Genomic DNA, 23976 nt, shown 5'->3' with positions numbered 1-23976 from the left:
GTATTGAAAAGTCCTTGTACTTTTATGGAAAAACTTCGTACTTAAGACCGCACTACAAAAATTAAATACGAAACCAATACACTTACCCATTGGATCGCCGCAAATAAAAAGATGGTTTCCGTACTGTAGTTTGGGTCACTCAAAAGCATGATCATCAGAAACGGTACCATAATGATTGATAATACTCCCGCCAGAAACAGGCTTTTCGCTAATATACTCACTTGATATTCATCGTATTGCTTCGTTCTTTTTACAAGTATAAAAACGACAATCACAACAGTTAATCCAATGATCAAGTATCCAATGAATTTCATATTGCCTGTTTTTAAAAAGTCGGACCACCCGTTCCAAAAATTCGAGTTCAGTGTCTCACCATGTGAAAGAATACTTATAAATTCCATATGACCAGCTGTAAAAATAAAAATGAATGAATAGATTGCGGACATAAAACTAATGAAAAGAATATTAACAGCCGGATGTTTTAGTAAACTCACTTTCGCTCACTCTCCTCAAACTCAAATAATTCTTCAATGCTCATATTGAAAAATTTTGCTAAATCATAGGCCAGCCAGATCGAAGGATCGAATTTATTTTTTTCAATTGCATTGATCGCCTGCCGTGATACATTTACCTTCTGGCCCAGCTGCGCTTGCGTTAAGCCGAATTGTTCCCTCAATTTTTTCACTTTGTTTTTCAAGACGGATTCCTCTTCTCGTGTAAGGTTAACCTTACATATAAATTACAATTATCCACTCCGAGTGTCAAGTAAACCTTACATTATTAAGAAAAAAATGCTTTCCCAAATCTGAAAAGCATCACATTACTTCTTATTAAAAAAAGCTCCTCCAAATCTGAATAGCACCATATTTCTTCTTATTAAAAATGCTTCTCCAAATCTGAATAGCACCATATTACTTCTTATTAAAAATGCTTTCCATATCGGAAAATCATTACTTTACCTCTTGTTTATTCTTCTTACCTTTTCCTCTTCAATCGTTATATTTCCAAGGAAACCCGCTACTTCAAGTTCTAGATAATAGGAAGGATCATCAAGATTCCGGTAAGCCTCGTGCACTCTCATTTGAAAAATTCCTGGTGAATAACTACCGTGCATAGATTGCAGTAAGATTTTTTCATCACCATCTTCAATATGAAAGGCACCACAGCGTTCATCAAGGCATTGTATTTCATAAGTCTCTTCCATCCAGCTTGCAAAGTCTGCTTCATCCGGCTTTAGTATTACAGCGATCGATGCCACAGTAATTAAACCCACCAATAGTAGCAGCCACATCCATTTCTTCATTCCATCCCCCACCTTACTCAGAATCCAGCACAAACTCTTTAATAACATCAGGATTGAAATTGATTTTAACGAAGGTGCCTTTTCCTGAACCATCAACCTTTTCATTCTTAAACATCAATTTAAGTGCGTCGCCCTTTTGCTCCACATCGACTTCGCTGAACTTACTTGAAATAACCTTCGTATAAAAAAAGCGATAGCGGCTTCAATACAGACAGCTCTATCGCCAAATACTAATGACAGGATTCTCTTGTTAGTTTATGACTCAGGTTACCTCTGTGGTAATCGTTGCTCGTTTCCTTGCCCTTAAAAATCGGACTAGGTTCAATACGATTGTTTTTGTGACGGCGTAGGTTGGGACCGCTAACACCATTCCCAGTACGCCGGCCAGATTTCCGGCAGCCAATAAAACAATGATGATTGTTGCCGGATGAGTATCCAGGGTTTTCCCAAGAATGAGCGGAGACAGCAAGTTTCCTTCAATTTGCTGCGCTGCCAGGATCACCACTACTACAAGCAAAGCCTTTGTCGGAGAATCAAAGAGACCCACTAGCACAGCAGGCGCTCCGCCAATAATCGGCCCGACATAAGGGATAATGTTTGTGAAGGCGACTATTAACGCGAGAATCAATGCATAGCGTAAATCAATGATTAAATACCCAATGAAAGCCAGCACCCCAACCGCCAGGGCAACCGTTACCTGCCCCTGGATGTAAGCAGCCAGCGTTTCACCGGTTTCTTTCAGGATTTTAAGCCCCTCATCACGGTAATCTTTCGGAATGAACTTCGAAACAGCAAGCGGGAATCTGTGACCGTCCTTGAACATGTAAAATAATAAAAATGGAACGGTAACAAGGATGATCGCGATATTGGTGACGATGCCCAAAAAGCCTTTGAGTCCATTCGTCAGTTTGGTCGGTATCGTATTTGCATACTCAATTACGCGTTCCTGCACCGTATCAATCATTTCACGCTGCTCATCCCTAAAGCTTTTAAACTCAGAAGACTGAACAACATCGTAAAAATACTCCATCGTCTTGTCAGCAAAGACAGGGAGATCATTCGCAAGCTCTGTCGCCTGCTTGGAAACCGCCGGAACTAAATTCCCGATTGCCAAAACAAGAAGCGCGCCAAACACCACATAAATGATCAATATTGCGAGTACACGCGGTATTTTTTTTCGTTGCAGAAAATCCACCACCGGATTCAGCAGGAAATAAAGGAATCCAGTAATCAGAATTGGAAAGAACACAGTTGAGATAAAAATCCCAATTGGTTCAAACATAAATGAAATCTTTGTAGAAACATAAATAATCGTCGTGATAAGCAAAATTTGAATCAGCCAAAATTGCAGTTTAGATTTAGTCAAAGTATGTACCTCTTGCTTTAGGTTATTTTGGTAAAATTATACCAAAATTTCGGGTTAAAACATATTGTTTTTCTAATCCTGTGTTCAGTTATAAGCTTTTTGTAAAAAAACATAAATCATGTACATGTTGAAATCCAACTTTCTTATACAGATTTATAGCATTCTGATTACTTGAATTAACACAAAGCGTAATCGATTCGATACTCTCAATCGTAAAAAGCCATTTTAGTGCAACAGTTAATAGCTCCCGTCCTATTCCCTTTCCTCTCTCACTTTCCTCAACAGCGAAAAACTCAATACTCGCTTCTCCATATTCAGGTTGAGCTTCAACATAAATATAGCCGCTTAGATGACCATTTTTAACAATTATAAAAACCTTTCTATCCTCATTCAGTCGGGCAATAATTTGTTGCCCATTGTAATAAGTATCAGGAAAAGATTGATCATGCAGCTGTTTCATTTCTTTAAAATACTCTTCCTTTAATTCTAAAATAGGGACCTCATCTAATTCAGCCGTTCTATTTCGGTTGAAATTCAATATGGTTTGGTCACTATGTCTGGTAAATGAAAAGTCGTTAGCAAGTTGAAGGACTTGTTTGTTCTTGCTATTAGGAAATAAACTAATCGAGTTTATTTCTTCGGGAAGTAATTCAATCATTCTATTCCACAGTGGACTAACAATATCCCGCCTATCACCCTTAACAAATGGACCCCAAATTTCCGCACTATTGCTTTCCAGACCTGCATCAAAACCTAATACACCAATAAGTCCACCTTCCTCATAGACAGTCAAGAAGCTGTGATCACAGGGGATATCTGAAATATCCTTCCTTAATGAATAAGCAATCTCCTTAGGATCCTTGCCACAATAACCAATATGCGATTCTTCAACACTATTAATTTCCGAAATGAACTTAGCAACAATATCGACTTCATCATTTTTCATAAATTCAATTTGCACCATAGAATAAACTCCCATATTAAAAGACTTTTCTGATAAAAACAGCATAACAAAAAGTCCAGCAATATATATCCTCCAGTGCATGATACTCTACAAATACTTCTCCTGCATAACAGAAAGGATACAAATCTTATCAATGAAAATGGCGTGCAAACTGACATCAGTTCTAACTCGCCATTTTCTAATTTCTTGTTTTCAATTCCAAAATATAATTCATTATTATTCAGCATAAGCACCCAATAGTTCAATAAGCGGTCCGTGGTTATTCAAGAATACTTTTTTCTGCCACGCACAGCCCGGTCACGGATAAGGGAAGCAGCGGCGAGTTGATAAATAAGCGGAGAAATTCCCCTTAATTTCGAAAAAGCTTTAAAAATAGCTCAAATAGCCGGAGAAATTCCGACTATCGACTCAAAAAACAGGCAAATGGACAATTTTGCACCATTTAATCGGAAATTCTCCGCTTATTTCCACCCAACCGAGCCATATTCTTCACACTAACCGGAGAATCTCCGGTTATTTTAAGTCTTGTTGGGAACTCAAATTTGCCTTCACTATCCTGCACCGTTAGTGCGATAAGGATATTTATCTTTTGTCGATTTCATTTAGCTCAATATCATTTTGGGGGACTTTTTTAAACCTAATTATTTTGTCGTAAGAAACATTAGTTTCGTCTGATGCTTTGTCAATAATGGCATTAACAACATAATTTCCATTCTGCTTAGTTAGTTTTAAATCCGTATTCATATATTCATTAGTCTTATGTTCAGCTTTATATAATACATAAGTAAACTTTTCATCATTGTAAATAGTGAATTTATCATCAGGATTTTTTTGTAAATCTTTTCGGATCGCTATCGGAAGTTGACTCTTACTCAAACTTGTATATTCTATACTATTTTCCTTAACTTTAAAAAGTGCAATTGTTACTATTAAAATTAAACTCATAGGTAAGAGCACAAGTATCTTTTTCAATATAAGAACTCCTTGTATGGTTTTATTTAAAAGTTATAACTCTTCCAAAAGGAGCTATTTCCTTCTTCAACACACCTGCATCGTTATTCCCATAAAAAATTTCGCACAAAAAGTGCGTTAATCCTTCCAAGATCAACGCACCCAAAAGGAGATCCCTAAAAATCATCCATTGAGGAAAATGTTCTTTCGTTCATTTATTTTGCCTCAAAGTTCTAGGGGCTTACTCACCAACCATACCGTCGTTATCACGATCGTCCATATATGGGTATAACCAGTGATCACTCGTTATTGGCATACTAAAACCTGCTGCTTTTGCTTCTTTAATCGTCACCTGTCCATTTCCGTTTGTATCAACACTAGAAATATCACCGCTTGTGTTTGAACCAGTTGAATTGGAAGGATCACTGCCTGTTGAACCGAGTGATGCATTTACTATTTCAGGGTTCACATTGTCAAATTCATCAACGATTTCGTTACCCATTAAAGTATAAGTATACTTATAGCTTGAAGGAATCTGCGTTTGATTATTCGGATATGTGATGATTGCTTCAAAATGCGTGGCTCCGCCTGCGCTACGGATCACTTCTTCCATATAAGCTTGATCACCATGTCGGTTGAGTGCACTATCTTGTGGGGTAATATTATAAGCATTCGATACTCCTCCGAGAGAATCAGCAATAACATGCCCTTCATCTAAAACGTCACTTACGACACCGGGAACCTTTGCTTCATCAGAGTAGTATCTGCCAGAAGATAATACAGGTTCGTTGCGGTCATCTTGTAGAATGATTTCTTCAGCAATGACACGCACTAGTTGGCCGTATTCATTAGTAAATGCCCAATATTCACGGTCACCATAACCAATGTCAACGACGACATTAGGTTCACGAGATCCAGACAGATCCCCACCGTCAACTTCAATACGTTTGTACCCTGAGAACAGTTCATCATTTGATTGGGTTGGTTTTTCCTCTACTACTGTTTCATCGACAACTGTAGAGCTGGTTTCTTCTTTTTCACTATTTTCGTTTGTATTAACTGTGGTTACATCTTGTGAACCTGTTTTTCCATCTGTACTGGATTCATCTTCTACGTTGGTACAACCAACCATAAAGATGGTCGTTAGAATTAAGATTAGATAGTTTATTTTCATTTTAGGACTCTCCTATAATAGTTTCATATTATTCTTTCTAGAAATCTCGGAATGTTAACATAGATTAACATTGTTAGCCTATTGATAATAGTAAATTCCAATATCAACTATTATTTTTTCAAAAAACCTGATTTATTCAATCTACTTTTCAAGCACTACGATTCAAATCTACATTCGGATATAACAATTAGTCATTAAGTTTAAGAATTGATAAGGAAATGCAAAAAATAAATCCCATCTCATTAGTTGAGAAGGGATGATTCATAATCCATACTTTAGTGATAATACACTATCTTTCACAAGCAAAATTATCTTTATCTCTATCCATTTTAGGTTGATAGGCTGGATGATCAGAAGCTACGCCATTTGGATATTTCTTTCTTAGTTCAGTACAATTGGCAAAGATCTCAGATCCTCCACTTGAAGCTGCTTTGGCTTCTGCTTCTGCCTTCGCCTTGGCTTCTGCTTCCGTCTTCGCTTTGTCCTCAGAACTCTTCTCCTCATTCTTAGCCTCTGCTTTTGAGGCTGTTGAACTATCAGATGAACAAGCACCTAAACTAAAAATTAAAAATAAAGCAAAGAAACCTACTAAATACTTTTTCAAATATATAACCCCCATAATATTTTTCTACCATTGTATAAAAATAAGCGGATTCCTTGTTTTCATAAGGTAAAATCTTCAAAGTTTTAACCTTACTTCCGAATTCATTATTAGGGAGTAAAAAATTCATCAATCAATTACCATGATTGAATATATATTATCCTTGAGGGGGATTCCCTTCACTTCCTCCACTATGCGGAGTGGTATAATACTGATTTTTCATTGTATCGGATTCAATACCGTGGTTGTGGCCTGGCTCTGGGGGAACAGCCCCTTTTTTCTTTTCCAGTATCAAAGCAATAATGATCAAAACAATTAACGGTGCACCAATTATCAGCCAAATCATTTTTACCACCTCAATTAAAGCATAAGTAAATTGGGTTTAATTGTAAATGAGCTTATTACCCTATTTTTCTCAAATTCCTCCGCTCCCAACCAATAAAAATGAAATAAATATAGCTATAATTTACACAAACAGTCCATAAGACGCTGTAATAAAAAAATCTGAATGGTTTCTGATAGTCTACGCTTTTTGCCAAACTATGCATTTCATTTATTTTTTATATGCTTTAGCCATTTTGATATGCATCATACCATTTTATATACTCTATAATAGAGATACATAAAAAGTAGATTCCATTAGTTGCTGGTACATAATACTTTATAGGCAAAGGAGTAAATTATGACAATCATAAATAAATTAAATCTGACTAAATATAGGAATCTGGCTGTACTCAACCAATCGGATGATTATGATTTTTTCGATGGTTATAAGGCGGAACTTACCGGAGACCATGATGCGATTTTCATTTTTGTCGAAAGTATCGAGGAAATGGTGGAACACACAAGAAGCATCATTAATGAGGGGCACTTGCAAGAAAAAGGTTACTTATTCTTTGCCTATCCGAAAAAAGGGAACAAGCGATATAAATCCTATGTTCATAGAGATGAAATTTTCCCTGCGATGAAGCTTGGAGAAGACGGGTATGTGGACAAAAGTGATATTAAATTTTCGAGAATGGTCAGCATGGATGATGTGTTTACTGTCGTGGGATTAAAACGTGAAAAAAAGTCAGCCAAAAAGTCCACAGCTGCAAGTCAGTGTGTGGCTGATTACGAGGACAACGTCCATGATGTTGAAAAATTATTAACAGATTATCCACATGAGCAACTATTTTATAAAGAACTCACCCCTGGCTACCAAAAAGATTGGGCTCGATTCATTTTTTCAGCCAAGCAAGAAAAAACGCGCGAAAAACGCCAGGCACAGATGGTCGAGGTCTTATCACAAGGGTATAAAACCATGGATCTCTTCCGCCAGAAGAAGAAATAGAGTCGGCAGTATATGATGAATATTAAAGTTGATGACCTAACAGGTTCTGAGGTTATTTCATTAATCGGGGAACATTTACACGGGATGACACTTCACTCTCCTCCCGAGAGCATTCATGCGCTAGGGCTGGATGAGTTAAAAGGACCGGATATTACCTTCTGGACAGTCTGGAATGAGGAGCAGTTGATGGGCTGCGGTGCATTGAAAGAGCTTGATTCCCATCATGGTGAACTCAAATCGATGAGGACCGCCAGCGCTCACCTCCGAAAAGGTGTCGCACAGGCAATGCTCGATTACATCATCAAGGAAGCCAGGGAGCGCGGCTATTCGAGACTTAGCCTGGAAACTGGTTCGATGGAGGCATTCATCCCTGCGAGGAAGCTCTATGAAAAATACGGCTTTGTCTATTGCCCTCCATTCGGGGATTATATAGAAGATCCGAACAGTGTATTTATGACGATGGAACTGTAAAGGAAAGGGCGGCTCACCGAATAGGTAGCCGCCCTTTTTACATTAAATTTACGCTGCTGGATTCACTTCTAGTTCAACCTTGATCTTGATTTCTTTGCCGACTAGAACGCCGCCTGTTTCCAGTGGGGCATTCCATGTAAGACCGAATTCTTCGCGGTTCACTTTAGCTTCTGCTTCAAAACCGTAAACTTCCACGCCCCATGGGTTTGTGCCTTTGCCGCCGTATTCCACGTCAAATGTTACTGGCTTTGTTACGTCCTTGATTTTCAGGTCGCCAGTTACTTTGTAATCATCGCCGTCGCGAGTGATGCTTGTAGATTTGAAATCGATTGTTGGATAGTTTTCCACATCAAAGAAGTCTGCTGATTTCAAATGGTTTTCACGGTCCTCATTACGTGTGTCGATGCTTGCTACGTCAATTTTGAATGCGATTGAAGCTGTTGTTAAATCCGTCAGGTCCGCTGCCTCAACGTCAGCTGTATAAGAGCCGAATTGTCCTTTTACCTTTGAAACCATCATGTGTTTCACTTCAAATCCTACTGCTGAGTGCGCCTGATCTACTGCAAATTTAGCCATTCTAAATTCCCCCTGTTTTGTTTTTATCTCGAATTCGAGATATAACCTCAAAAAAATAAAATCTCGAAACAATTTATTTTTAATTCGAGATAAATTTATCATGAAACTGACTTAACTGTCAATACACTTTTCAGAAATTTTATTCAGGATAAAAGTATTTTGACAATCTCCTCTGCAATGTCCTGATGAACCGCAACATCCCATATCATGAAAGACACAAGGAGGATCAGATATAACAACACATACCATCTTGGATGTTTCTTCGGTTTTAAAGGAGTAAAGAATAGCGCAATAAAAACAGCAGCAAAAAGAGCAATGAGATAGATATTCACTTCCCATAATTGCTTCGCCTCATTAACCGGCATCATGATTTCAAGCGCTTCCTGAGCGGTAACCTGCCTTTCGACCACTTGCTTATCCCAAAATCCCACTTCAAATGTCATCATCATATTCTCCTGGTCTAACTGATAATGAACACCTGAAAGATTAAAGTCCGTTTGCTTCGTTAAAAGCAAAAGCATGGTCACCACTAGAAAATAAATCACTAACGGGAGAAACCGTTTATCGAATTTTATAATGGAGCCCCCTCCTTCTCTACAAGCCTAATTTCTTCTATCCACCACTTTTCTGTCTTATCACTAGAACCATTACTCCTGATCAAAACAAATTGATAGTTATTCTCCAGGTCCTCAACTGTAAGATATGTAAGGACGATTTTATCCTTGTTGATACTAAATTCCTTTAGATTTAATACCACGCCAGGGCTCCAATCAAAATTACTATACTTGAAGGTAATACTGCATGGACAATTGCCCTCCCTATCCTTGGTGGTAAATCCTATGAAATTGTTAATCGCTATTAAGTTAAAGACTTTTTCAAAGTCCTCCTCTGCTTTATAGGCTTCAACAACACTGATTGCATCCAAAAAGTCCTGATATTGAACAGAGGACTGTGAAGCTGCCAATTCTTCTTTCAAGTTTGAAAGATCGAAGGCCAAAATATCATTTTCATACTTTAAATCATCTGTCATCCTCGACCGTCTTTCGATTTCTTCTTCTAGACTAGTAACTTTCTTTTCAAGTCGCTCTTGTTCCTCCTCAAGCTTCGCTGCAGAATCTGCTGTTCGCGCATTATCCAAAAGAGCGATCGCCATGATGGCTAATAAAATGATGAGAGCGGAAGTTTTAAAGTCTTTTTTCCAATTCATTTGTAACCCCCCATTCAGATATAATGTTAATAATATAATTACGAATCTCTTTCCCGTAAGTTTCAAAATAATCCAAAAATATCCACCTCGATTTATACGAGGTGGATATCGTTTATTTCAGCTCAAAATAATCCATAGTAGATGTCTCTTCAAAACCGCATGACTTATAAAGGGTAAGGGCATTCGAGTTTTCCGCAGCTACCTGAAGCATGATCTCCCGGGCATGCGCTTCCTTCAACTTTTTAATGGCCAGCAATAGAAGTGCCCTGCCATAACCCTTTCGACGGTGCTCCGGCAACACCCCGAGACCAAAGATGGCACCAAGCTTCGATGTCAGCTGCAAATTTACTTTCCCGATGATTTGCTCTTCTATTTCAACAAGATAAGAGGTCATCCCGCGCTTTTCCTCTACCTCAGGCAGAGGCATGTCATCTTCGTTGACTTCTACTTCATCGTTAAAATAAATCGTGTTCTGACGGGCGATTTCCTTCGCGTCCGCGTTCGTAGCTTTCCTGAAGACAATGCCCTCCAGCTGGTCTGGAGTCGTGACCGGAGCATCTTTTTTCAAAAACATCTCATATTCAGAATGCTTGTATTGCGCACCAACTCCGGCAATGAACTTCTGCCCGGATTCCGAGTTGCGATCACTTAGCAACAGCATACTGCCTGAATCCCTGCGCTTCCATTCAGCCATGACCAGCTCAAACAACCTGGTGAACACACCCTGGCGCCGATACTCAGGATGCACCATCCCATTCACTTCCCACGGACCGCCAAAGCTGCAAACCCCGATATAGCCAATCAGCAACTCCCCATTGAAGTACATGAACTCATTTATATCCTTAACACCCTTACTGCTGTCATCGGTGACCCCAAGCTTATAATCAAGCTCAAGTTTCAGAGCGATTTGATCCGTTTGAAGGCAGAGTTCCTGAAGTTCGTTGATTATTTTATAATCCTCATCATCGATATTTTCCTTAAGTTTAATCCATGGTTTATGTATTTTTGGCACTGTCGGCACTCTCCAAATCCCTATTAATCATTTTATATTTTATTCGCTTAACCATTCGTACACTCCTTTTTTATCAAATAAAAGTTTTTCAATGACAAGAATCAGACTATTTAGGTTCGAGTTCTATAGGACAAACGGAAGACAGAACCCCGAATTTGTGGCCGTTAGAAGTGATCTATCGGACATTCGGAGGACTGAATCCAGAAAATGTGGCCATTAGAAGTGCTCTATCGGACATTCGGAAGACTGAATCCAGAAAATGTGGCCATTAGAAGCGCTCTATCGGACATTCGGAGGACTCAATCCCGAATTTGTGGCCGTTAGAAGCGCTCTATCGGACATTCAGAGGACTCAATCCCGAATTTGTATCCGTTAGAAGCGTTCTATCGGACATTTGGAGGACTCAATTCCGAATTTGTATCCGTTAGAAGCGTTCTATCGGACATTCGGAGGACTCAATCTAGGAAATGTGGCCGTTTGAAAACGAATGAGTCCGTGTATGGTTTTAACTATAAAACCCTAAAGATTTCATCTCCTTTAATAACAGAAAAAAGCTGCCGGGATTTCCCGGCAGCCTATTTATTTTAAAGGGGGATTTAAAATAAAGTTAAGCTACGTTACGAGTGACTTCTTCTCCACGCTTGAAAACTGTTTTGCGGATAAATGGTACGACCCAGCGGTCCAAACCGTATTTACCGGCGTTGTAGCCTGCAAACAGGATGATGAATCCGAAGAAGATGTCTGTTGGGTTGTGAGATACTGTTCCTGCTAGGAAGAAACTGAAGTTCATCACTAGACCGAAGAACATTGCAGCAGTTGTCAGAGTTCCCAGAATTAAACCAAGACCAACAAGGAATTCTCCTAGCGGCACGATGAAGTTGAAGATTTCCACATTCGGGATCGCGAAGCTTTCAAGGAAGTTCACATACCATCCATACACTGCGTTTCCGTCTGGACCTTTAACCGGATTTGCCACGGCATTTTTCAAATATCCAGATGCGTCGAAACCTTCACCTGTTAATTTGCCCCATCCAGCAGTCATCCAGTTGTATCCAAGCCATACCCTAATGACAGTCAATATACCAGCAGCAACATTGTTTTCTCTTAACCATTTAGCAAACATGTTCCTCACTCCAATAAGTTATTTAGTATTAGTACACTTATAAGATATCAAATAAATCTCGAAAATAGGGTTATTTGTGAATGATTTCACATTTCTGTTGAAATGTTTTGAACGAATTATGACAAAGCCTCCTTATCTGCAAAAAGCACCCCCTTCAATATTATAAAAAATTCTTTTTCACCCTGCATAGCACCCGGATTTCAAGCCATCATAAAGACGAATACACAACAAGGAGTGAACGGAATGAAAAAATCAATCATCATCGCAGGCTGTGCTGTTTTTACCATGGGACTGGCTGGATGCGGAGCGAATAACAATGCAGCCGACGACAACAGGGAACAGCAAGTCGAAATTTCCCAGGTTCGACGTGGTCCAGCTACAGAAGGAAACAGGCTCCAGCTGGCTGATCGCGCGGAGCGTCAGGTAGAACAGATGCCGGAAGTAGACGACGCACGAGTCATCATCTCGGAAAACAACGCATATGTCGCTGTTAGACTTGCGGATAATAATATTGAGAACGACGGAAATGCAGAAATCAATGATGCTCTCGACGGAAATGGCAGGACTTTTGCCGAGAATGGACGAGTAGACCAGGATGACAGCCGTGATGGAAATGATGGAATCATTGACGGCAAAGGTGATGCGGGAAATGGCGACCGCCAAAATGCTGGTAACACAAATGGAAACAATGTTTTTGACAATGATAATAACGGCATGAGAAACATGAATGGAATTGGCAATACAGACATGAATGGAAACGCAACTGGTAACATCATGAACGGCAAAAATGGGCAGCTGGAGCAGCAAATCGAACAAAGAGTACGCCAGGCAAATAAAAGGATCGACAATGTATACGTTTCGGTTGACCGTAACGCATACGACAGAATGGGAACATTCGCCGACGATATCCGCACCGACAGAAACAGAGATGGCATGTTCGAAGACTTCCGTAATGCAATGGACGGCTTTTTCGGAAGATAATATTCAAAGCATAGGATCGAATTCCTATGCTTTTTTGTTTTGGTCTAAAACAGTCTAAAACAGGATTTCCCCTTTTCCCATGAGTGCGTCTCAGCATTTGTCAGCGGTTATCGGGAGTACAAACCTCTTTTGCTTTAAAAACTGGTACGGTCAATAAAACTTACATGGTGGAGAAAAGCGGAATTGGCCCGGGTTGAGAAACCGGGAGAATCCACTCCCCTCAAACGGTTCCGCGAAGAAAATGCCTGGATAGATGACCACTGGGACAATATGGAATTTTCATTCTCCGAGATATAAAAATGGCTGCCGGGATATACCTGGCAGCCGATATATTAAAAGGGGGATTTAACTAAGTTAAGCAGCGTTTCGTGCAGCTTCTTCTCCGCGCTTGAAAACAGTTTTGCGGATAAATGGTACGACCCAGCGGTCTAATCCGTATTTACCTGCGTTGTAGCCTGCGAACAGGATGATGAAGCCGAAGAAGATATCAGTTGGGTTGTGAGATACAGTTCCGGCTAGGAAGAAACTGAAGTTCATCACTAGACCGAAGAACATTGCAGCAGTTGTCAGAGTTCCAAGCAGCAACCCAAGTCCGACAAGGAATTCTCCCAGTGGAACGATGAAGTTGAACAATTCTACATTCGGGATCGCGAAGTTTTCAAGGAAGTTCACGTACCATCCATACACTGCGTTTCCGTCTGGACCTTTAACCGGATTTGCCACAGCATTTTTCAGGTAACCGGATGCGTCAAAACCTTCACCAGTCAATTTACCCCATCCAGCAGTCATCCAGTTGTAACCAAGCCAGATTCTTATAACAGCCAACAGACCAGCAGCAACATTGTTTTCTCTTAACCACTTTGCAATCATGTTCTTCACTCCAATAAGTTATTTAATATTATTACACTATTAAGATATCAAATTCAGAGCAAAAGAATACTGCGTTGTGACATTAGTCACAATTCTGTTGAAAAGCTTTGACCAAATTATGTCAGAGGACTAATTTCGAAGTTAATTGCCCGCTATTATCAAGGTTAATTGTAAATTTCAGAATGCTTGTCTATACTGTAATCAAGTATGTCAGAATCTTCAATCTATAAAAGGTGGCAGATAAATATGAAACTCGGTGCATTTTCTGTAAGCTTGACTGTAAAAGACATTGCGGCTTCAAAATCTTTTTATGAAAACCTGGGGTTTCAATCCCTGGGAGGAGACATTAATCAAAATTGGCTGATCATGAAGAATGAAAATTGCATTATCGGACTGTTCGAGGGGATGTTTGAAAAAAATATCCTTACCTTCAATCCGGGCTGGAATGAGAATGCCGAAAATCTGGAAAGCTTCACGGATGTACGAGAACTTCAAAAGCAGCTAAAAGGAAACGGAGTTAAGTTCCTTACTGAAGCAGATGAATCTGGAGAGGGTCCGGCTCATTTTACGATTGAGGATCCTGATGGGAACCAGATTCTTGTTGACCAACATAGATAAATACATAATTTAATAATTGAAGGGAGACGTCTTGATTATGTACGAATTGAAAACGAAGGAGAATGACAATAGCGTCATCGAGTTCATTGAAAATGTCGACAACCCTAAAAAACGTGAAGATGCGTATAGACTCTTAGATATTTTTACAGAAACAACTGGTTATCCAGCGAAAATGTGGGGACCGAGCATTATTGGCTTTGGGTCCTATCATTATAAATATGAATCTGGCCACGAAGGAGATGCACCGCTAGTAGGCTTCTCTCCTCGCAAAGCCAAGATCAGCTTATATTTTGCTACAGGCGACACGGAAAGAGAGTCGTTATTGAAAGAGTTCGGGAAACATACTTCAGGGAAAGCATGTGTGTACATAAATAAAGTAGCAGATATTGATGTGGATGTTTTAAAAGCTTTGATTAATCAGTCTGTTTCATTTTTAAAAGAAAGATATCCCACTGCATAAGGAGAAATTATAATGGAACCAATCACAGTACCAGACCTTTCAGCGAGACCGCTTGGTTTTAAAGTTGAACGGTTAATGGAGTCCCCGGCTGATACCCTCTATCAAGCGTGGACTGAAAAATTCGATACATGGTTTGCCGCACCAGGAACGCTGATCATGAAGGCAGAGGTCGATTCCGTATTCTTCTTTGAGACCGTCTTTAAAACCGAAGAAGATATAGTTGAGCAGCGACACCCGCATTACGGGAGGTTTCTGCGGCTAATTCCAAACCGCCTGATTGAATTCACCTGGTTAACAGGTGCTGGAGGAACAGAAGGTGCCGAAACCGTGGTGACAATCGAGCTTGAACCAGTGGAGAATGGCACACAGCTAAGCCTGACACACAAAGGATTTCCTAATGAACAATCCAAGAGCCGGCATGATTCAGCCTGGGAAATGATCCTTGAACATCTCGACCAGAAGATGATGGAAAAGATGTAGTTATAGAGTAGTTGGCTGTCATGATTACATGGCAGCTTTTTCTTTAGAATAGCTCTAACTCCCCGCTGAAAGAGGGCTTACCCAGCTTGATTCTGCGTTGCGAGCAGAATGGGTGGCCAATGGTTTCCCTCAGACGCATATGGAAATGGAAGAATTGACAGAGGAAACCGACGTTGAAAAAAATACGAATTACTCACCGAATATGTAAAAAGGTAAAGCCTCGCCAAAGCTCGGCGAGGTTTTTATATTGAAGCCTTCATTTTCTCTTTTTTACCATGCAAAGAGTAATAGATAAAGATACCTGCTATGATTAATGGCACCATCGCCAGATACAATCCGCGGTATCCGAAATCCGGGATCATGTATCCCAGCAGGAATGGCCCGAAGCCAATTCCGATATCCATCATGATGAAAAAGGTCGAAGTGGCCATTCCCATACGGTGCGGGGGTGTCATCTTAATGGCAATCGTCTGTGCGACAGATTGGAAATTGCCATACCCTAACCCGATGAGCGCGGATCCCAGCAGGAACACGGCACTGGAATGCGCCTGGCTTAATGCATACATCCCAAGGGCAAAAGCAATCAATGCCGGATACACTACGCTATTCGCACCCTTTGCGTCCATTAGCTTCCCAGTGAATGGGCGGGAAAATAAGACTGCCATCGCATAAACAAAGAAGTACATGCTGCCTGCCTCTGTCAATTCAGCCTCCTTCGCAAATGACGCGATGAATGATAGTGTACCTGAATAAGCAAGCGCAATGACAAACATGACAATGGAAACTGGCAATGCGTTGGGCTCTAAATAGTTTGCCAGACTGAAGCTCCTGCTTTTACTTGCTTCTCCTTCTCCTTGATCATCCACAACAGGTTCATTTACCATAAGGGCGATTGGCAAACTTGCAAGCCCGACGACAAGGGAAAAAATGAACATGCTCTGATATCCAAACTCATCGATCATTGCGAGGCCAATCAACGGACCTACCGCGGTCGATAAAATCACGCTCAAGCTGAAATAACTGATCCCTTCCCCTTTCCTGCTCGCAGGAACCACTTGTGCCACAATCGTCCCCGTTGCTGTCGCTGCGAACCCGATTCCGACACCATGAAGAAAACGGACGATTAGGAGGACATAGATATTCGAAGGAATTAAATATAGTGCAGTTATCAGGACGAAAAACAAAATCCCTCCGATTAACATCTTCTTGCTGCCAATCCTCGCAATTTCCTTGCCGGCATACAATCTGGCAAAAAGAACCCCAATGATGAAGATGCTGGAGGCCAAGCCCGCCATGCTCGTTGAAGCTCCATACGTATCAGTCGCATAGGAAGCCATTGTGACAATCAATAAATACATCGAAAGCATCATCACGAAATTCACTAGAGAAATCGAAATGAAATCTTTCGTCCATAATTTTTCTTTTTGCATACGTTCACCTTCAAACTCAAAGATGTAAATGATATTTCGAAAACCGAATTAATTATACCGTTTTACATCATAAATGTCCATGGTAGTGAACCTCTGGGCCTTGACCATATTAAAAAAGACTGAATCCGCATGGAATCCAGTCTGTCGTACTTATTTTGGCAGCAAAACCTTGTCGATAACATGAATGACACCGTTTGATGCTTCAACGTCAGGAGTAACGACGTTCGCATCGTTTACTTGAACCGGGTCAAGTGAAATGGTTACATTCTTCTTTGCAAGTGTCTGTGCCTGCATTCCTTCCTTCAAGTCGCCTGACATGACTTTACCAGGAAGCACATGGTACAGCAGGATATCTTTGAGATCCTGTCTTGCTAATAACTCATCTGCTGTAATCCCTAGATCCTTCAGAAGCTTATTGAACGCCTCATCTGTCGGTGCGAATACTGTGAATGGCCCTTCACCTTTCAAGGTTTCAACCAATCCGGCTTTTTCCAGTGCAGCCGCGAGGATTTTAAAATTGCCTGCTGCTACGGCCGTATCAACAATATCCTTTTTGTTCCCTGTGTTGTCCGCAGCAAAACCAGGATTTGCAATTGACATCACCATCATCATCGCAAAAAGAACTACCGCAAATTTCTTCATCATCTGAATCACTCCTTTTTCCAATAGAGGCATTCATAACCTCGGTATTTTACAAAAGGTAGTATTCTACATAGTTGGATATTTATCCATGGATTTACGAAGCTTCTTTCTTAATGGCAAGTTTCTCAAATATTGAATGGGTGAACTTTCATTTTGGGACATAGAGTTTTTCGATGCTACCTTTCATTACACATTTTTTCGGGCACATAGAATTCTTCAAAATCAAAAGTCCTTGAAACCTACTGCATAGCTAAATCGTAAATTCACTAATAAGTAAATGTTTTGAAAGGATGATTCCAGTGAACTATACGAAAGAATGTCCTAAATGCGGCGGAACGGAAATCGGGAAAGGTAAACATGCTGGCTATGCTGTTATGTACCCTGAAAATAAAGTAATGAGTTTAGGTTCAGAAATTTTACATGTTATTTGTACAGACTGTGGATACATCATAGAAAGCTATGTGAAAAAGCCAGAGAAATTTAAACAATAAAAAAACCAGGCTGCTAGCAATTTATAACGGGTTCTCTTGTGGAGTGCAAAACGGGAAGAAACAATTCAAATAGCATGTTAAATCGCTTACGATTTAGCATGCTATTTATTAATGGTATAGGAAGGTTTATGACAATTTTATTTGATAATTTACACTGTAATTAGCATACCAATTAGTAAAGTGGGAATGGAAATTCTCATGCTGTTAGTTTACATGCTAAAACGCTTGTTAATACTTCGTTGAATTTGATAGTAACGGCAATTTCCAAACATAAAATAGATACACCAGGAGAAAGAAGTCTGGTCCTTAAATGAGAAATCAGCGAAAGTAAAATAAGCGGAGTTTTTCCGGTTATATTCAGAATGGAGCACGTTTTTGGCTAAATAAGCGGAGTTTTTCCTCTTATGCCAAGCAAAATCCACCAAATTATTGTTTTTCGAATCAATAGACGGAATTTCTCCGTCTATTTAGTCTTTTTTCAGTGCAATTTACTTATTAAGCGGAATTTTTCCGCCTATTTCTTTGAAAACTCCCCATCTAAAAATGAAAGTGTAATTCCATCATAACGACTTTGAATTATAAAATTCAGAAGTTAAAAAGCATGATGATTTAATTGCTAATCACCATGCTTTTTTCTACATTACTTGTACTGTTATTTATGAATTCGCACTTCCAAAGAGCAATCTAGCAGCCTGGTTACTTTTATATTACTCAGACATAATGTTTTCCATCTCTTTAAACTCTTCTTTTACTGCTTTGCCAGGTCCAGTTGTGATTTTACTTACAACAAGGACTGCAATCAAGCTCAAGAAGAATCCTGGGACCATTTCATATAAGAATGCTGACAAGCCATCGATACTGATCCAGATGATGACGGTCAATGCACCGACGACGATACCGGCAAGCGCACCCCAACGGTTCATTTGCTTCCAGTACAGGCTCAATAGCATGACTGGTCCGAATGCGGCACCGAATCCAGCCCATGCGTTACCAACCAATGAAAGAATCGTATCATTTGGCGTGTAAGAGAGTGCGATACCTACTAATGCGACAAGCAATACGGCTGCACGGCCAACGAATACCAATTCTTTGTCACTTGCTTCCCGACGGAAGAACGCTTTGTAAAAGTCCTCGGTCAACGCACTTGAAGTAACAAGCAGCTGCGAAGAAATTGTACTCATGATCGCAGCCAAAATCGCAGCGAGCAGGAAGCCCGTGATATATGGGTTGAATAGGATGTTCGCAAACATGATGAACACTGTTTCCGGATTTTCAAGCGTAACGTTGTTCACTTGAACATAAGCAATACCAACAAGACCTACCGCCAAAGCACCAACAATTGATACGATCATCCAAGTCATCGCAATTCTGCGGGCAGGCTTAAGCTCATCCATTGATTTGATCGCCATAAAGCGCACGATGATATGCGGCTGGCCAAAGTAACCAAGGCCCCAAGCCAATAGAGAAACAATTCCAAGGAATGTTGTACCTTTGAAAAGATCCATCAATGTAGGATCGATTGATCCAACTGTGTCCATTACGTTTCCAGGTCCGCCAAGCTCTGTAAAAGCAACAACAGGCACCAAGACAAGCGCAAGGAACATGATGACACCTTGAACAAAGTCAGTCAAACTAACAGCAAGGAAACCACCGAACAGTGTATAAACAATAACTACACCAGCTGTCACGAACAAGCCCATACGATAATCAAGCCCGAATGCCGACTCAAACAAAGTACCGCCTGAAACTAGACCCGCTGAAGTATACAGCGTGAAGAAAATGATAATAACGACTGCAGATACAGAACGCAGGATTTTAGTTGTATCTGAAAAGCGGTTTTCAAGGAAATCGGGGATTGTGATTGAATCATTTGCCAGCTCCGTGTATGTTCGAAGTCTTGGAGCTAAGATGAGGTAGTTCAAATAGGCACCAATCGATAACCCAATTGCGATCCAGGCACTGGAAATACCCGATGTGTACATTGCGCCAGGCAATCCCATCAGCATCCAGCCACTCATGTCGGATGCACCAGCTGACAGAGCCGTTACCGACGGTCCAAGACCACGGCCGCCAAGCATATAGTCTGATAGATCAGACGTTTTGCGGTATGCATATAATCCAATCAGGATCATTGCAATAAAATAAACTCCTAAAGATATTAATACTTCAAAAGACACCAAATCTCTCCTTTTCGTTTTCCCTAAACGAAATAATTAACATAGTGGTTATAGAAATCGGCTAACGTTCAAGAATAAAAATGAATTCTTAATCATGAAAGTTATAATAGCTAACCAGCCGAACCACGCCGTCCAAGTTTTTCCTGCCCTCATGGGGCTTACGGTTATTTAACCTAACAAACATCCAAAATTGTTTCAAGGATGTTACACGATTATGTGAACAGTGAAAAACCGCGCCATGACTAGACTCACGGTAATGGTAACGCTTACAAAATTTATTGAAGTAAATATATTATGAATATTCTGTATTATATATTTAGCGACTGGACAAGCACTTTTTCGTAAAATAAAAAACCCCCTTGAGCAGGGAGTTTTCTGTTGAAAAATTTGATGATTACAGTGTTGAGTTTAGTATTGCACGGTCATTTGGGATAATTGCACGCTTGTTTATGTTAATTGCACGGTACAAAACGGGAATTGCGCTCTAAACATGATTAATTGCACCTCATCCATATTAAGGCGAGAATTTAATACTCCTAATGTGATGAATGACTGAACAGGTAAATCGCCATCGACAGGCTGCCGATTCCGAGGACGAGTAGACTAGAATAAAACACTTTCCTCCATGCTTCCCCTATGAAATAGATGTTCAGTAAAAAGTAATAAACAATGGCACTTCCTCCGATGAACATCATATACTCCTTGAGATATTTAGCTGGCATCGGATTGGTGACACTTGTCAGTGCCAATCCGGCAAAGATGAATACACCGATGATATTCAATACCTTTTTAAAATCCGCTTCAGGCGTCCTTTCTATTTCAACATTTTGTGATGTCTGCATTTTCGTTTCCATCCTACCACCTCAGATACTTGTTTTGTCTTCTTTGTTTTACGATTTAAACCAGATAAGGTTCCATCCAAATTAAGTTAACTATTCCCATGTAGGACATGCCCCCTTACCAATTTCATTTTTCGACATATTCTATAAGGACCAACTAAAAAGGAGGAGATTCAAATGAAGCTTTATTTAGATCCCGGCCATGGAGGTACGGATCCTGGCGCTCAGGGGAACGGACTCCGGGAAAAGGACCTGACTTTGGATATTGCACGCAGAATTCGCTCCATCCTAATCGATAGTTATCAAAATATCAATGTGATGATGAGCAGGACAAGCGATATTACAAAAAGCTTGAACCAACGGACAGATGAGGCAAATGCCTGGGGTGCTGATTTTTACATGTCGATTCACATCAACGCTTTTAACGGTACTGCTCAGGGATATGAGGATTATATCCATAGCAGCTTATCCGATAGCTCCGCTACTGCAAGATACCGTGACATCATACACGCCGAAGTGGTGAAATTGAACCAGCTTAACGACCGCGGCAAGAAAAAAGCTGATTTCCACGTCCTGCGCGAATCGGCCATGGATGCAATGCTTTCCGAAAACGGCTTTATCGACAATGCCCATGATGCCGCACTGATGAAGCAGGCGTCCTGGCGTCAGAATGTTGCCCAGGGCCATGCAAATGGGATAGCAAGAGCATTCAATCTTACGCCAAAACCAAAAGATGACCGGGGAACGCTTTATAAAGTGATTGCCGGCTCTTTTAAGGAAAGAGAAAATGCAGATGATCGTGTATCGTTCCTTCAGTCAAAAGGCATTGAGAGCTTCGTCGTGAAGTCAACGATCTCCGGCGAAACCTGGTACCGTGTACAAGCTGGTGCTTTTTCTAGCCGCGAGAATGCGGAATCCCGAGTCCGGGAAATTGAAGATAAAGGCATCGATGCGTTTATCATAACTGATTAAATATGTATTTCGCGGCCGAATCCTGATGTGGATTCGGCCTATTCTTATAGAAAATTATTCTTCAAAACTTGCTTCCAGCTCCGTGATCAGTTCACCTACATAGGCAACAGCCTCGCGGACAGGCTCAGGCTTGGACATGTCGACTCCTGCTTTTTTGATTAAGTCCAAAGGCTCCAACGTCCCGCCGGCCCTCAATACGTCGAGCCAGTTTTCCACTGCCGGCTTGCCTTCGTCAAGGATTCGTTTTGAAACCAGCGTCGAGACTGTCAATCCAGCCGAATACGTATACGGATACAAGCCCATATAGTAGTGCGGCTGGTGCATCCAGGTCAGACCAGCACCAGCATCCAGCTCGACGGAGTCTCCCCAGAAGTTTTCAAGGACCTCCAGCTTTAACCTGGACAATAAGTCTGCAGTCAATGGCTCCCCTTCTTCAGCCAGTTTATAAACTCTGCGCTGAAGCTCGCCTTCAAGCAGATGGGTCACAAAATTATGATAATACGTCCCTAAAAGCTGGAGGATGATCCAGCGTCTTTTCCGCTTGTCCTCTGTATTTGACAGTAAGTGGTTCCCGAGTAGCATCTCATTCATCGTTGATGGCGCCTCGATAAAGTACCTCGAAGGACGAGTGTTGACCATTCGCTGATTCTTTCCTGCCAGGTAAAAATGTCCTGCATGCCCTAGTTCATGGGCAAGCGTAAACGCACCGCGCATCGTATCCGGCCATGTCATCAGGACGTAGGGATGTGCTCCATATGGGCTTGAGCAAAAAGCACCCGTGCTCTTCCCAACATTATCAGCATAGTCAACCCATCTCTCGGACAGCGCCGTCTTGATCATCTCGCTGTACTCCGGCCCCATGATTTCGAGTGCTTCCTGGACCGTTTCAGCTGCCTCATCATAGCTAGTCTGTATTTTATAATCAGGATCCAGAGGCGCTTTAAGGTCGGCATTCGTCATCTTATCCAGACCTAAAACGCGTTTTTTTAATTTAGCATAACGCCTCATATGAGGAGCCAGCTCTTCCTGGATGATATCCAGCTGATTATCGTACATCTCCCGGGTGACCTGCTGATCATGCAGCAGCATATCGGTGACAGAATCATAGTTCCTCAGCCGGGCCATTGCCACCTCCTGATTTACCTGGGTCGCGTAAGTTGCCGCAAAAGTATGCTTGTATTGGTTCAATGCCTTGTTAAAAGTTTCATATGAATTGCGGCGCACGGTTGCTGACGGTGAAGAGGCATATTTCCCCGCGTACAATGCAAATGATAATGGGATTTCATTTCCCTCGTCATCGATAAAAGGATCAAACTGCATATCAGACAATTTCCCTCGGTTGTAGATATTGTATGGGGAACTGATCAGTGACCCAAGAGCTGCAAGTGTTTCCTCTGTTTCCTCTCCGAGTGCATGAGGCTTGCGATCCTCTAAATCATTCAGATACTTCTTATAAGGATCCAATCCGGGCTCCTCTTTTAAAAATTGATCTAACTTCCCCTCCGGAAGCTTGATGATTTCCGTCTCTACAAACGCCAGCTCCGAATTGACAGTTGACTGAGCATCACTTGCCTTAGCACCATCCTTCTGTCTTTCCGGATCGGTATGATCGACCGATTGCCGCAGATTGGCGTACATTGACACAAGGTTGAAACGTTCCAACAGCTTCTCCTTGGCCTCAAGACATCCCAGCAGCTCACCTGCACTATTGCCAAGCTTCCCCTTATATTTAGTCACTTCGGACAAGTCCTCTTTGACCGCCTTCAGCTCATTTTCCCAGTCACTTTTCGTTTTAAAAAGAGCAGTTAAATCCCATGTCTGCTTTTCATCCACTTCTTGTCGTTTCAATCTCTCATTCGATTTTTTTGCCATCTTGCTTCCCTCCTAACGAACTTTTGGTCTACTAAAGCTATACCACAACAAATAACCTCTACA

General features: G+C 40.9%; 27 protein-coding genes and 1 pseudogene. 8 read left to right on the top strand and 20 right to left on the bottom strand.

The window, feature by feature from the left end:
- Window positions 1-41 precede the first annotated feature (41 nt).
- From CD004_RS01060 to CD004_RS01020, 9 genes and pseudogenes are all read right to left on the bottom strand, one after another.
- Window positions 42-494, bottom strand: a complete 453-nt coding sequence (locus CD004_RS01060) for a hypothetical protein (RefSeq protein WP_102261067.1) — start codon at window positions 492-494, stop codon at window positions 42-44.
- Entirely contained in the window at window positions 491-697 is a 207-nt protein-coding gene (locus CD004_RS01055) for a helix-turn-helix transcriptional regulator (protein ID WP_102261066.1), read from the bottom strand. The genes CD004_RS01060 and CD004_RS01055 overlap by 4 nt, the downstream gene beginning before the upstream one ends.
- 258 nt (window positions 698-955) lie before the next feature.
- The gene (locus CD004_RS01050; protein WP_102261065.1) at window positions 956-1303 is read right to left on the bottom strand and encodes a hypothetical protein; all 348 of its coding nucleotides are present in this window, start codon (window positions 1301-1303) and stop codon (window positions 956-958) included.
- A 262-nt stretch (window positions 1304-1565) separates the two neighbouring features.
- Complete coding sequence (locus tag CD004_RS01045) at window positions 1566-2669, bottom strand: AI-2E family transporter (RefSeq protein WP_102261064.1); 1104 nt, start codon at window positions 2667-2669, stop codon at window positions 1566-1568.
- Between the two features lie 88 nt (window positions 2670-2757).
- Window positions 2758-3633: a GNAT family N-acetyltransferase gene (locus CD004_RS01040; protein WP_102264945.1), complete on the bottom strand. Its 876-nt coding sequence runs from the start codon at window positions 3631-3633 to the stop codon at window positions 2758-2760.
- A gap of 582 nt (window positions 3634-4215) precedes the next feature.
- Window positions 4216-4605: a hypothetical protein gene (locus CD004_RS01035; protein ID WP_102261063.1), complete on the bottom strand. Its 390-nt coding sequence runs from the start codon at window positions 4603-4605 to the stop codon at window positions 4216-4218.
- A gap of 220 nt (window positions 4606-4825) precedes the next feature.
- Complete coding sequence (locus CD004_RS01030; RefSeq protein WP_102261062.1) at window positions 4826-5758, bottom strand: DNA/RNA non-specific endonuclease; 933 nt, start codon at window positions 5756-5758, stop codon at window positions 4826-4828.
- Between the two features lie 289 nt (window positions 5759-6047).
- Window positions 6048-6176: pseudogene (locus tag CD004_RS01025) on the bottom strand (excalibur calcium-binding domain-containing protein); the annotation flags it as partial.
- Window positions 6177-6516: 340 nt separating this feature from the next.
- Window positions 6517-6705, bottom strand: coding sequence for a hypothetical protein (locus CD004_RS01020; protein WP_102261061.1), 189 nt, complete (start codon window positions 6703-6705; stop codon window positions 6517-6519).
- Between the two features lie 336 nt (window positions 6706-7041).
- Between CD004_RS01020 and CD004_RS01015 the strand changes: the two genes are divergently transcribed.
- Both CD004_RS01015 and CD004_RS01010 read left to right on the top strand, forming a co-directional pair.
- On the top strand, window positions 7042-7692 hold the full coding sequence (locus CD004_RS01015) for a YdeI/OmpD-associated family protein (RefSeq protein ID WP_102261060.1): 651 nt from the start codon (window positions 7042-7044) through the stop codon (window positions 7690-7692).
- A 15-nt stretch (window positions 7693-7707) separates the two neighbouring features.
- The gene (locus tag CD004_RS01010) at window positions 7708-8163 is read left to right on the top strand and encodes a GNAT family N-acetyltransferase (protein WP_102264944.1); all 456 of its coding nucleotides are present in this window, start codon (window positions 7708-7710) and stop codon (window positions 8161-8163) included.
- Window positions 8164-8211: 48 nt separating this feature from the next.
- Here the strand turns inward: CD004_RS01010 and CD004_RS01005 are convergent, their stop codons facing one another.
- From CD004_RS01005 to CD004_RS00985, 5 genes are all read right to left on the bottom strand, one after another.
- Window positions 8212-8739, bottom strand: coding sequence for a YceI family protein (locus CD004_RS01005; protein WP_102261059.1), 528 nt, complete (start codon window positions 8737-8739; stop codon window positions 8212-8214).
- A gap of 143 nt (window positions 8740-8882) precedes the next feature.
- Window positions 8883-9254, bottom strand: a complete 372-nt coding sequence (locus tag CD004_RS01000; RefSeq protein ID WP_158651448.1) for a hypothetical protein — start codon at window positions 9252-9254, stop codon at window positions 8883-8885.
- A gap of 56 nt (window positions 9255-9310) precedes the next feature.
- Entirely contained in the window at window positions 9311-9946 is a 636-nt protein-coding gene (locus CD004_RS00995) for a hypothetical protein (protein WP_102261057.1), read from the bottom strand.
- Window positions 9947-10058: 112 nt separating this feature from the next.
- On the bottom strand, window positions 10059-10958 hold the full coding sequence (locus tag CD004_RS00990; RefSeq protein WP_102261056.1) for a GNAT family N-acetyltransferase: 900 nt from the start codon (window positions 10956-10958) through the stop codon (window positions 10059-10061).
- A 607-nt stretch (window positions 10959-11565) separates the two neighbouring features.
- Entirely contained in the window at window positions 11566-12081 is a 516-nt protein-coding gene (locus tag CD004_RS00985) for a DoxX family protein (protein ID WP_102261055.1), read from the bottom strand.
- Window positions 12082-12324: 243 nt separating this feature from the next.
- Between CD004_RS00985 and CD004_RS00980 the strand changes: the two genes are divergently transcribed.
- Window positions 12325-13062 carry a YhcN/YlaJ family sporulation lipoprotein gene (locus tag CD004_RS00980; RefSeq protein WP_102261054.1) on the top strand — a complete coding sequence of 246 codons (738 nt, stop codon included), beginning with the start codon at window positions 12325-12327 and terminating at the stop codon, window positions 13060-13062.
- Window positions 13063-13416: 354 nt separating this feature from the next.
- Here CD004_RS00980 and CD004_RS00975 read toward each other — a convergent pair whose 3' ends face one another.
- Entirely contained in the window at window positions 13417-13932 is a 516-nt protein-coding gene (locus CD004_RS00975; protein WP_102261053.1) for a DoxX family membrane protein, read from the bottom strand.
- A 246-nt stretch (window positions 13933-14178) separates the two neighbouring features.
- Here CD004_RS00975 and CD004_RS00970 point away from each other — a divergent pair, with 246 nt between their 5' ends.
- The 3 genes from CD004_RS00970 to CD004_RS00960 are packed head-to-tail and all read left to right on the top strand — an operon-like array spanning window position 14179 to window position 15490.
- Window positions 14179-14550, top strand: coding sequence for a VOC family protein (locus tag CD004_RS00970; RefSeq protein ID WP_102261052.1), 372 nt, complete (start codon window positions 14179-14181; stop codon window positions 14548-14550).
- Between the two features lie 37 nt (window positions 14551-14587).
- Complete coding sequence (locus CD004_RS00965) at window positions 14588-15010, top strand: DUF1801 domain-containing protein (protein WP_102261051.1); 423 nt, start codon at window positions 14588-14590, stop codon at window positions 15008-15010.
- 12 nt (window positions 15011-15022) lie between these two features.
- A complete protein-coding gene (locus CD004_RS00960; protein ID WP_102261050.1) occupies window positions 15023-15490 on the top strand; it encodes an SRPBCC family protein in 468 nt (155 codons plus the stop codon).
- 242 nt (window positions 15491-15732) lie between these two features.
- Here CD004_RS00960 and CD004_RS00955 read toward each other — a convergent pair whose 3' ends face one another.
- Both CD004_RS00955 and CD004_RS00950 read right to left on the bottom strand, forming a co-directional pair.
- Window positions 15733-16920, bottom strand: a complete 1188-nt coding sequence (locus CD004_RS00955) for an MFS transporter (RefSeq protein ID WP_102261049.1) — start codon at window positions 16918-16920, stop codon at window positions 15733-15735.
- Between the two features lie 150 nt (window positions 16921-17070).
- The gene (locus CD004_RS00950; protein WP_102261048.1) at window positions 17071-17565 is read right to left on the bottom strand and encodes a fasciclin domain-containing protein; all 495 of its coding nucleotides are present in this window, start codon (window positions 17563-17565) and stop codon (window positions 17071-17073) included.
- 287 nt (window positions 17566-17852) lie between these two features.
- Between CD004_RS00950 and CD004_RS00945 the strand changes: the two genes are divergently transcribed.
- Window positions 17853-18053 carry a transcription initiation factor TFIIIB gene (locus tag CD004_RS00945; RefSeq protein WP_102261047.1) on the top strand — a complete coding sequence of 67 codons (201 nt, stop codon included), beginning with the start codon at window positions 17853-17855 and terminating at the stop codon, window positions 18051-18053.
- Window positions 18054-18760: 707 nt separating this feature from the next.
- Here CD004_RS00945 and putP read toward each other — a convergent pair.
- The gene (gene putP, locus CD004_RS00940; RefSeq protein WP_102261046.1) at window positions 18761-20230 is read right to left on the bottom strand and encodes a sodium/proline symporter PutP; all 1470 of its coding nucleotides are present in this window, start codon (window positions 20228-20230) and stop codon (window positions 18761-18763) included.
- A 536-nt stretch (window positions 20231-20766) separates the two neighbouring features.
- The gene (locus tag CD004_RS00935) at window positions 20767-21084 is read right to left on the bottom strand and encodes a hypothetical protein (RefSeq protein WP_226678462.1); all 318 of its coding nucleotides are present in this window, start codon (window positions 21082-21084) and stop codon (window positions 20767-20769) included.
- A gap of 162 nt (window positions 21085-21246) precedes the next feature.
- On the opposite strand from CD004_RS00935, the gene CD004_RS00930 reads away from it, so the two are divergent.
- On the top strand, window positions 21247-22041 hold the full coding sequence (locus tag CD004_RS00930; RefSeq protein ID WP_102261045.1) for an N-acetylmuramoyl-L-alanine amidase: 795 nt from the start codon (window positions 21247-21249) through the stop codon (window positions 22039-22041).
- A gap of 54 nt (window positions 22042-22095) precedes the next feature.
- On the opposite strand, the gene pepF is transcribed toward CD004_RS00930, so the two are convergent.
- Window positions 22096-23913 carry an oligoendopeptidase F gene (gene pepF / locus CD004_RS00925; protein WP_102261044.1) on the bottom strand — a complete coding sequence of 606 codons (1818 nt, stop codon included), beginning with the start codon at window positions 23911-23913 and terminating at the stop codon, window positions 22096-22098.
- Window positions 23914-23976 lie beyond the last annotated feature (63 nt).

Origin of the sequence: Mesobacillus jeotgali (genome assembly GCF_002874535.1) — a bacterium.
GTDB lineage: Bacteria > Bacillota > Bacilli > Bacillales > Cytobacillaceae > Mesobacillus > Mesobacillus jeotgali.
The sequence above is the reverse complement of the archived record's forward strand: the minus strand, read 5'-3'. Positions and strand labels throughout refer to the sequence as shown.

Coding starts and splice junctions, on each gene's coding strand:
- CD004_RS01050 (WP_102261065.1), bottom strand. CDS start 1,303: ATGAAGAAATGGATGTGGCTGCTACTATTGGTGGGTTTAATTACTGTG.
- CD004_RS01040 (WP_102264945.1), bottom strand. CDS start 3,633: ATGGTGCAAATTGAATTTATGAAAAATGATGAAGTCGATATTGTTGCT.
- CD004_RS01030 (WP_102261062.1), bottom strand. CDS start 5,758: ATGAAAATAAACTATCTAATCTTAATTCTAACGACCATCTTTATGGTT.
- CD004_RS01020 (WP_102261061.1), bottom strand. CDS start 6,705: ATGATTTGGCTGATAATTGGTGCACCGTTAATTGTTTTGATCATTATT.
- CD004_RS01015 (WP_102261060.1), top strand. CDS start 7,042: ATGACAATCATAAATAAATTAAATCTGACTAAATATAGGAATCTGGCT.
- CD004_RS01010 (WP_102264944.1), top strand. CDS start 7,708: ATGAATATTAAAGTTGATGACCTAACAGGTTCTGAGGTTATTTCATTA.
- CD004_RS01005 (WP_102261059.1), bottom strand. CDS start 8,739: ATGGCTAAATTTGCAGTAGATCAGGCGCACTCAGCAGTAGGATTTGAA.
- CD004_RS00995 (WP_102261057.1), bottom strand. CDS start 9,946: ATGAATTGGAAAAAAGACTTTAAAACTTCCGCTCTCATCATTTTATTA.
- CD004_RS00985 (WP_102261055.1), bottom strand. CDS start 12,081: ATGTTTGCTAAATGGTTAAGAGAAAACAATGTTGCTGCTGGTATATTG.
- CD004_RS00980 (WP_102261054.1), top strand. CDS start 12,325: ATGAAAAAATCAATCATCATCGCAGGCTGTGCTGTTTTTACCATGGGA.
- CD004_RS00975 (WP_102261053.1), bottom strand. CDS start 13,932: ATGATTGCAAAGTGGTTAAGAGAAAACAATGTTGCTGCTGGTCTGTTG.
- CD004_RS00970 (WP_102261052.1), top strand. CDS start 14,179: ATGAAACTCGGTGCATTTTCTGTAAGCTTGACTGTAAAAGACATTGCG.
- CD004_RS00965 (WP_102261051.1), top strand. CDS start 14,588: ATGTACGAATTGAAAACGAAGGAGAATGACAATAGCGTCATCGAGTTC.
- CD004_RS00960 (WP_102261050.1), top strand. CDS start 15,023: ATGGAACCAATCACAGTACCAGACCTTTCAGCGAGACCGCTTGGTTTT.
- CD004_RS00955 (WP_102261049.1), bottom strand. CDS start 16,920: ATGCAAAAAGAAAAATTATGGACGAAAGATTTCATTTCGATTTCTCTA.
- CD004_RS00950 (WP_102261048.1), bottom strand. CDS start 17,565: ATGATGAAGAAATTTGCGGTAGTTCTTTTTGCGATGATGATGGTGATG.
- CD004_RS00945 (WP_102261047.1), top strand. CDS start 17,853: ATGATTCCAGTGAACTATACGAAAGAATGTCCTAAATGCGGCGGAACG.
- CD004_RS00935 (WP_226678462.1), bottom strand. CDS start 21,084: ATGGAAACGAAAATGCAGACATCACAAAATGTTGAAATAGAAAGGACG.
- CD004_RS00930 (WP_102261045.1), top strand. CDS start 21,247: ATGAAGCTTTATTTAGATCCCGGCCATGGAGGTACGGATCCTGGCGCT.
- pepF (WP_102261044.1), bottom strand. CDS start 23,913: ATGGCAAAAAAATCGAATGAGAGATTGAAACGACAAGAAGTGGATGAA.